Annotated in this window: 10 protein-coding genes; 9 read left to right on the forward strand and 1 reads right to left on the reverse strand. The window is 63.1% G+C overall.

Annotated features, from left to right (window positions below; genetic code table 11):
* Window positions 1-72 precede the first annotated feature (72 nt).
* The 9 genes from HK353_RS15350 to dapF all read left to right on the forward strand — a co-directional run bounded on the left by HK353_RS15350 (window position 73) and on the right by dapF (window position 7,550).
* Window positions 73-402, forward strand: coding sequence for a helix-turn-helix domain-containing protein (locus tag HK353_RS15350; protein ID WP_139470108.1), 330 nt, complete (start codon window positions 73-75; stop codon window positions 400-402).
* Window positions 402-629, forward strand: a complete 228-nt coding sequence (locus tag HK353_RS15355) for a DUF3046 domain-containing protein (protein WP_139470110.1) — start codon at window positions 402-404, stop codon at window positions 627-629. The genes HK353_RS15350 and HK353_RS15355 overlap by 1 nt, the downstream gene beginning before the upstream one ends.
* Window positions 630-768: 139 nt before the next feature.
* On the forward strand, window positions 769-1,176 hold the full coding sequence (locus HK353_RS15360) for a VOC family protein (RefSeq protein WP_173157551.1): 408 nt from the start codon (window positions 769-771) through the stop codon (window positions 1,174-1,176).
* Window positions 1,177-1,367: 191 nt separating this feature from the next.
* Window positions 1,368-2,459 carry a recombinase RecA gene (gene recA, locus HK353_RS15365; RefSeq protein ID WP_173157553.1) on the forward strand — a complete coding sequence of 364 codons (1,092 nt, stop codon included), beginning with the start codon at window positions 1,368-1,370 and terminating at the stop codon, window positions 2,457-2,459.
* Window positions 2,440-3,399, forward strand: a complete 960-nt coding sequence (locus HK353_RS17215) for a regulatory protein RecX (protein WP_245396073.1) — start codon at window positions 2,440-2,442, stop codon at window positions 3,397-3,399. The genes recA and HK353_RS17215 overlap by 20 nt, the downstream gene beginning before the upstream one ends.
* Window positions 3,400-3,434: 35 nt before the next feature.
* Window positions 3,435-4,931: a tRNA (N6-isopentenyl adenosine(37)-C2)-methylthiotransferase MiaB gene (gene miaB, locus HK353_RS15375; RefSeq protein WP_173157555.1), complete on the forward strand. Its 1,497-nt coding sequence runs from the start codon at window positions 3,435-3,437 to the stop codon at window positions 4,929-4,931.
* Window position 4,932: 1 nt separating this feature from the next.
* On the forward strand, window positions 4,933-5,598 hold the full coding sequence (locus HK353_RS15380) for a hypothetical protein (RefSeq protein WP_173157557.1): 666 nt from the start codon (window positions 4,933-4,935) through the stop codon (window positions 5,596-5,598).
* A 6-nt stretch (window positions 5,599-5,604) separates the two neighbouring features.
* On the forward strand, window positions 5,605-6,525 hold the full coding sequence (gene miaA / locus HK353_RS15385; RefSeq protein WP_173157559.1) for a tRNA (adenosine(37)-N6)-dimethylallyltransferase MiaA: 921 nt from the start codon (window positions 5,605-5,607) through the stop codon (window positions 6,523-6,525).
* A gap of 35 nt (window positions 6,526-6,560) precedes the next feature.
* Window positions 6,561-7,550 carry a diaminopimelate epimerase gene (gene dapF / locus HK353_RS15390; protein ID WP_173157561.1) on the forward strand — a complete coding sequence of 330 codons (990 nt, stop codon included), beginning with the start codon at window positions 6,561-6,563 and terminating at the stop codon, window positions 7,548-7,550.
* 155 nt (window positions 7,551-7,705) lie between these two features.
* On the opposite strand, the gene HK353_RS16860 is transcribed toward dapF, so the two are convergent.
* A partial coding sequence (locus HK353_RS16860) for a hypothetical protein (protein ID WP_217278522.1) occupies window positions 7,706-8,422 on the reverse strand: 717 nt, incomplete at its 5' end.

Below are 8,422 nucleotides of genomic sequence, written 5' to 3' on the forward strand. Positions count from 1 at the left end.
TGTGTCACGGCCAGGTTGTAAAGTTATTGGAACTGCATTGACGGGACGCGCTGACAAAGGGAGGGCCGCGTTATGCTACTGAGAGTCGAAATCGGCGACGCACTTCGTTCCGCCCGCCGTCGTCAAGGACGCACCCTTCGCGATGTCTCGACCGGGGCCAGCGTTTCGCTCGGCTACCTCAGCGAAATCGAGCGCGGACAGAAGGAAGCCTCCTCGGAGCTGCTGTCGGCGATCTGCGAAGCACTCGACCTGCCGCTGTCGGCACTGCTGTCGTCTGTCTCCGATCGCTTCGCTCTCGAAGAAGGCGTGCAGATCCCCGACACCATTCCGCAGGAGCTCTCGGACAAGATCCTCGGTCACCCCGAGGGATACTCTGCTCCGCGGCTGGCTGCTAAGCCCTGATGCGGCACACGCTCTACTGGATCCTCATGAACGAGGAGTTCGGTGAGGCCCGCGCGGCCTCTCTGCACACCGACCTCACTCTGAGCTCCCTGGGTTCGCGGACTGCAGCCCAGGCATTCGAAGCCGGGGTCGAACCCCGCGACATCTGGACTGCCGTCTGTGATTCCATGGGCGTTCCCGAATCTCGGCGTCTCGGCAAGGAAAAGCCGCGCTCGACGCCGTTCTGACCGAGGCTCGATGCCGTTCTGCTGGATCGGAGCAGTTTTGATCGATCGGGGGCGCTTGGCATTGTCTGTGACTCTGTCTGGTCGGAGCAGTGCTGGTCTTTACTGTCGGCGCCGTGCCGCCCGCGTGTAGACTGACCGCATGAATCAGGCCGTCCCGTTCATCACCTTCCAGCCCAGTCGTGGACAGAGCGCCGCCGAGGCCTTGGAGACCTACCTCGAACTCTTCGCCGACGGGCGAGTGATCCTCGATAATCGGTACGGTTCCGACGGTCCGGGCGCCGAGGGCACGGTCATCATGTCCGAGATCGAGATCGCCGGCCAGAGGCTGCGCTTCAGCGACAGCTTCGTCGCACACGAGTGGGACATCACTCCTGGCGTGTCACTCATGGTCGACTGCGATTCGGCTGAGGAGCTCGAACGACTCTTCACCGCACTGAGTGCGGAGGGGACTGTGTTCATGCCGCTCGACGACTACGGATTCGGCCCGTTCGGGTGGGTGGGGGACCGCTTCGGTCTCACCTGGCAGCTGGGTCTGGCCCAGGCCTGACTCTCGCGGAGACACGCGACACACCCCAATATATAGAACACCTGTTCCCATGTGGGTTATCCTGGTGAGGAATCACGGGACCTGTGACCATGAGTGGCTGGTTATCCACGGGGGAATCGCTTCCTCTGTCGTTATGTCAGTGCCATCTTCTAGCCTTGGTCTCAACGGAAAAGCAACGAAGAGGAGACGTCATGGCACGTACACCCAAGAACCTCCAGGTTCCCACCGGCGGCGACAAGTCGAAGGCACTCGACGCCGCGCTGGGCCAGATCGATCGCAACTACGGCAAGGGCGCGATCATGCGCCTCGGCGACGGTGTGCGTGAGCCCATCGCCTCCATCCCGACCGGTTCGGTCGCCCTCGACATCGCACTGGGCATCGGCGGTCTGCCGCGCGGTCGCGTCGTCGAGATCTACGGTCCGGAATCCTCCGGTAAAACGACCGTGGCTCTCCACGCCGTCGCAAACGCACAGAAGGCCGGCGGAATCGCCGGGTTCATCGATGCCGAGCACGCACTCGACCCGGAGTATGCGAATAAGCTCGGCGTCGACACCGATCAGCTCCTCGTCTCCCAACCGGACACCGGTGAGCAGGCACTCGAGATCGCCGATATGCTCATCCGCTCCGGTGCCCTCGACGTCATCGTCATCGACTCCGTGGCAGCCCTTGTGCCCAAGGCCGAAATCGAAGGCGAGATGGGCGACAGCCACGTCGGCCTGCAGGCTCGCCTGATGTCGCAGGCACTGCGTAAGATCACCGGTGCCCTGGCCCAGTCGAAGACCACCGCGATCTTCATCAACCAGCTGCGTGAGAAGGTCGGCGTCTTCTTCGGTTCGCCGGAGACCACCTCGGGCGGTAAGGCGCTGAAGTTCTACGCCTCCGTGCGCATCGACGTCCGCCGCATCGAGACCCTCAAGGAAGGTCAGGACGCGGTCGGCAACCGAACTCGTGCGAAGATCGTGAAGAACAAGGTCGCCCCGCCGTTCAAGCAGGCCGAGTTCGACATCCTCTACGGCCACGGCATCTCCCGCGAAGGCAGCCTCATCGATATGGGCGTCGACAACGGCATCGTGCGCAAGTCCGGTTCCTGGTTCACCTATGACGGCGATCAGTTGGGTCAGGGCAAGGAGAACGTCCGCAACTTCCTCCGCGACAACCCGGGCCTGGCCGAAGAGATCGAGCTGAAGATCAAGCACAAGCTCGGCCTGATCCAGGTCGACGAACCCGAGGAAGGCGCCGAGGCGGCCGGAGAAGCACAGACGGATGACGTCGAAGTCTCCTGACGCTTCGTCGACCGACGGCGAATTCCCCGGCCACGATCCCGCCGCATCGACCGACATGGTCGGTGCGGGGGACTCGGATCGGACCGACTCGTCTCAGACCGAGACACTCTCGCAGCTGCGCAGTGCGATCTCGGAGATCGACCAACGTCATGCCGAAGGGGAGGCCGGTTTCTTCGCCGGTCTCTCCGGACTCGATGACGATGATGTCACCGGCGGCAATGGTCGAACTGCCAAACGAAAGAGCTCGGGGTCGAAGCGCAAGAAGAACTCCAGCGGCTGGAAGCGACAGCAGCAGGAACCGGACAACGGGTGGGTCGAAGGCGGTACCGACTCGACTCCGGATTTCCTCGACGTCCCTGATTTCCTTGCGGCCGAGAATGATGGTCCAGATTTCATGGCGAGCGGTGGCGATGTCGCGCCTGACTTCGCTGTCGGTCCCGGGCTGAGCTTCGACGACGACGAAGACGACGCTCCCGACTTCGACGCGGATTACGCGCAGGCGAAGAAGACGGCGATGAACATGCTCGCGATGCGCGACCACTCCAGCGACGAACTGCGCAAGAAACTCCTCAAACGCGACCTCATGCCCGAAGCGATCGATGTCCTCATCGAGAAGCTGCAGAATTCGCGTCTGCTCAACGACGAAGAATTCGCCCACCGCTTCGCACGGGCACAGCGCGAGAACCGGAAACTCTCCCGGTCCGTGCTCAAACGCGAACTGAGCAAGAAGGGCATCAGCCCCGAACTCGCCTCCGACGCCGTGGCCGACATCGACGGCGAGGAAGAGCTCGCCCGCGAAGTCGCCGAGAAGAAAGCCGCCTCCACCAGGCGCCTCGACTATGCGGTGCGGGAGCGCCGAATCCTCGGCATGCTCGCCCGCCGCGGCTTCCCCTCGGCGATCTGCATCAAGGTCACACGAGACGTGCTCGCCGAAGACTGAAACGGCACATGGGGAACGGCTAGAATGGGTGCGCCATGACTGAACTGATTGAATCCCCGACGACATCCGGAACCACCCCTCGCAGCTACGAGGTCAAGACCTACGGATGCCAGATGAACGTGCACGACTCCGAGCGTCTGTCCGGACTGCTCGACGATGCCGGCTACGTTCAGGCGAACACCGACGACCAGGCCGACGTCGTCGTCTTCAACACCTGCGCCGTCCGCGAAAACGCGGACAACCGCCTCTACGGCAACCTCGGCCAGCTCGCGAAGGTCAAAGAGAACCACCCCGGCCTCCAGATCGCCGTCGGCGGATGCATGGCACAGAAGGACCGCGACACCATCGTGAAGAAGGCCCCCTGGGTCGACGTGGTCTTCGGCACCCACAACATGGGATCCCTGCCGGCGCTGCTCGAGCGCGCCCGCCACAACGAGGAAGCCCAGGTCGAGATCCTCGAAAGCCTCGACGTCTTCCCCTCCACTCTGCCCAGCCGCCGCGAATCCCAGCACTCCGGATGGGTGTCGATCTCAGTCGGCTGCAACAACACCTGCACCTTCTGCATCGTGCCCAGCCTGCGCGGCAAAGAGAAGGACCGCCGTCCCGGCGACATTCTCGCCGAGGTCGAAGCCCTCGTCGCCGACGGAGTCGTCGAAGTCACCCTGCTCGGCCAGAATGTCAACTCCTACGGCGCCGAATTCCGCGACAAGGGCGCATTCGCGAAACTGCTGCGCGCCGTCGGCAACGTCGACGGGATCGAACGGGTCCGCTTCACCAGCCCGCACCCAGCCGCCTTCTCCGACGACGTCATCGACGCAATGGCAGAGACTCCGACAGTCATGCCGCAGCTGCACATGCCGCTGCAATCCGGTTCGGACACGATTCTCAAATCAATGCGCCGCTCCTACCGGACCAAGCGGTTCATGAACATCCTCGACTCCGTGCGCGAACGCATCCCGCACGCTGCCATCACCACCGACATCATCGTCGGCTTCCCCGGAGAGACCGAAGAGGACTTCCAAGGCACGATGGACATCGTCCGCCGCGCCCGCTTCTCCCAGGCCTTCACCTTCCAGTACTCCATCCGCCCCGGAACACCGGCGGCCACGATGGACAATCAGGTGCCGAAGGACGTTGTGCAGGAACGGTTCGAACGCCTCACCGCACTCCAGGACGAGATCGCCTGGGACGAGAACAGAGCCCAGATCGGCCGCGAGGTCGAGGTACTCGTGACCAAACTGCCCCACGCCGATTCCCCACGACTGAGCGGTCGCGCCGAAGACAACCGCCTCGTCCACGTCGGAATCCCCGAAGGTGGCCAGATGCCGCGGCCCGGTGATTTCGTCACCGCCACCGTCACCGAGGCGAAGCCCTACTTCCTTCTCGCCGACTCCGGATTCTCCGTACGCCCGTCCCGAGCCGGTGACGCTTACGACCGGGCACAGGCCGACAGCTGCGGCGCACCGAGCCCCGGACAGGGTGCAGCCGGCGCGACGAATCTCGGCATGCCGACCATCCGCCCCCGCGGCTGAGATGGGCGCCTTCGCCATCATTCCGGCAGCCCCCGTGCTGCTCGAGAACATCGACCGCAGCGAGACAGCGCGAATGGTCGAACTGCGGACCGTCATCCGCGACACAGTGAGGACGCAGACCCATTGGGCCCTGCCCATCGAGACCCTGCCACCCGTGGCTGGGCTCGGCGGCTGGGGAATCGACCGCGGCGTCGATACTCGCACCGGTCAGTATCTGTCCGGGACCGAGTGGGTCGACACCGTGGAAGGCCTGACGACGGACGAACGCAGACTCGCCGAGGCGGCCGACCCCGCCATCGTCGTCGTGATCCTTCACGCTCACGCCGTCGGAATCGACATCGGCCCGCTCGGATCGAGCGAGAACCTCCTCCTCCCCATCGACCTGTCCGGAGCCGCAGCAGAGGATGCACCCTTGGCCCCGATCGACGGTGCCGAGGAATTTGATCGTGCCGTCGTCGAAGCAATCACCTCCGGGACGTCAATCGACAACGAAAGACTGCTCGACCTCTGCGACCAAGCAGGGGCCATGGCCGCCAACCTCAGTGTGCTGGCTGCCGGCATCCGCCACGCCGTCGACCAGGGCGCTCGTGTCTCGACTCTGGAGCCGGTCGTCGACGAACGTGTCCACGAGGTGCGTTCTGTCTGCGGCACCGGACTCTGGGAGTGATCGTCGATGACTGAGGACACTGCGCCGATCATCACCGTCGTCGGAGCCACCGCCACCGGGAAATCCGACCTGGCGCTGGATCTGGCAGGCCGCCTCGGCGGGGAGATCATCAACACGGATTCGATGCAGTTCTACCGAGGAATGGACATCGGCACGGCGAAGCTGCCGGTCGATGAGCGCCGGGGGATTCCGCATCACCTCATCGATATTCTCGACGTCACCGAAGAGGCGAACGTTCAGGACTTCCAAGCGCGTGCACGCGCAGCGATTGCGGACATCCGGGAGCGCGGACTGCGTCCGATCCTCGTCGGCGGGTCCGGACTCTACGTGCGCGCCGCGGTCGACCATATGGAGTTCCCGGGCACGGATCCCGAGGTGCGAGCCCGCCTCGAGGCCGAGGTCGCAACAGACCGGTGGACGCTGCACCAGAAACTGCGCGAACTCGACCCGAAAGCGGCCGAGAAGATCACCGTCAACGACCAACGACGCATCGCCCGAGCCCTCGAAGTCATCGAACTCACAGGACGACCCTTCGGCGCCCAACTGCCGGACTACCAGGAGATCGAACCGACCATCCACCTGGGTCTGAGCATGGACCGGGCGATTCTGCACGAGCGCATCGCCACCCGTGTCGAACTCATGTGGGACCACGGATGGGTCGACGAAGTGTTGCGACTCCTCGACGTCGGATTGGCCGAAGGCAAGACGGCATCACGCGCCATCGGCTACGCACAGATCCAACGCCACCTGGCCGGAGAACTCACCGCCGCCGAGGCGAAGGAAGAGACGACGATCCGCACAAGGCAGTTCGCACGCCGACAGGACACCTGGTTCCGCCGCGACCCGCGCATCCGCTGGATCGACGGCAGCGCCGCCGACGCCGAACAGAATCTGGCGGCGGCACTCGACGTCCTGAACGGGCACTGAAGACCCGACTGGACGCTCACAGATAAGATGGAGCCATGAGCACTCCGGATACCCCGTTCGCCGCCTGGACCGATGTCAGCTTCGTCAAGGGGCACGGCACCCAGAACGACTTCGTTCTGCTCTCCGACGACGACAGCACACTGGAGATGCATCCCGAAACCGTCGCCACCCTGGCCGATCGACGGGCCGGACTCGGCGCCGACGGCATCATCCGCATCGTCCGCTCCGCCGCCAGCGGCATCCCGGGAGCCGCCGAACAGGCCGAAGCCGGTGCCGAATGGTTCATGGACTACTACAACAACGACGGCAGCCTCTCCGAGATGTGCGGCAACGGCGTTCGCGTCTTCGCCCACGCACTCCTGACCAGCGGTCGCGTCCCCGCCGATGCCCGCGAGATCCTCGTCGGCACCCGTGACGGCATCAAAGCCGTGCGCACCACCCTCAATCCCGCCCTCGGCGTCCAAACCGGAGACGACGTCGTCGACACCGGTACAGGCGGACCCGGATCCGCCAGCGACGCCTGGTACACCATCGACATGGGCGAATGGTCACTCGACCCCGCGAGCAGCGTACTCGTGACCACCGGCGGCATCGACGTCGCCCGTCCCGGACTGCGCGTATCCACCGGCAACCCGCACACCGTCGTCGCCCTGGCCGAGAACGCCGAACTCGCCGCAGCCGAACTGCGCGATGCACCCGTCCTCGACCCCGTCCCGGCGCAGGGATCCAATGTGGAATACATCGTCATGGAACCCGCTCGATCCGATGTGGCCGGGGGAGAAGGCGCCCTGCGTATGCGCGTGTTCGAACGTGGCGTCGGCGAGACCCGCTCCTGCGGAACCGGTGCCTGCGCGGCCGCGATCGCAGCCCACCACTGGGCCGGCGAGAAGTCGCCTCTGCAGTGGCGAGTCGACGTGCCCGGCGGTCAGCTGCGCATCGAAATCGACCCCAACGTCGACGGCACGAGCGGACGCGTCAGCCTCGCCGGCCCCGCGGTCCTCGTCGCCAGCGGCACCATCAGCTGAGCCGGACGAGGGAACAGGAGCCCGCCGGGATTAGTCAGCGAGTTCAAGCAAAGCTTCATCAATAACGTTGAACTATGAAGAATCCTCCAGGCGTCCGGCCGCTGAACTCCTAATTCGAGATAGTTATTGATCGCTCGGAATTTGTGAACTAACTGTCACTGCGAAAGGCTAGTAATTAGTTCGAATGCGTAACCACTCGACATTGCTAGTGCCATGATGGAACATATTATTGCTATAAACGGCATCACTGTTGACCAGACATTCGAGGTGCTTCGAAATGCAAATGACCACAACCATCTTCCGGCGGCGCCGACATGTAAGTTCACGGAGCTCATTACGCAAATTGAGAACCCGATGCAAATGGTGGCAACAAGTACATAGGATATGGCCCCTATGATCTGGTAGAGAACAAATAGGGCACTATTCAGTCCTCCGCTGTCGCCGGTTTCCAGGAAATTGATATACTCTGCAGACGCAAATGGTGGTTGCCAAAGCCACGCTACAAGCAGGAATCCGATCCCGGATGCGCAAAATAATGCCACTAGTGAGAGGAATATACTGAATCTGCCAGTGACGACGTTTTTTCGTGCCATATTTATAATCGAGATAGCGCCGGGTAGGGCGATAAATGACGCAATTCCTACAAGGCCCACAAGGATCGGTGTCCGGTACTTAATATAGAGTCCTATAACAACCGCCGCAGCTATTGCCCATCCCGCCAGGGTGTCCCATTCCGACCCGGAGTGAGGGGTGTTCGGAAGCGGCATTCGGTAGCACCTGTGTAACGAAGTGGTAGCAGCTATGTAAGTACCCGGTAGCAGTAGAGCAGGATTGCTTTCACCCACGACAGTGAAGTCGTGAACAGTGAAAGG

This window comes from Brevibacterium permense (assembly GCF_013280495.1).
Lineage (GTDB): Bacteria > Actinomycetota > Actinomycetes > Actinomycetales > Brevibacteriaceae > Brevibacterium > Brevibacterium permense.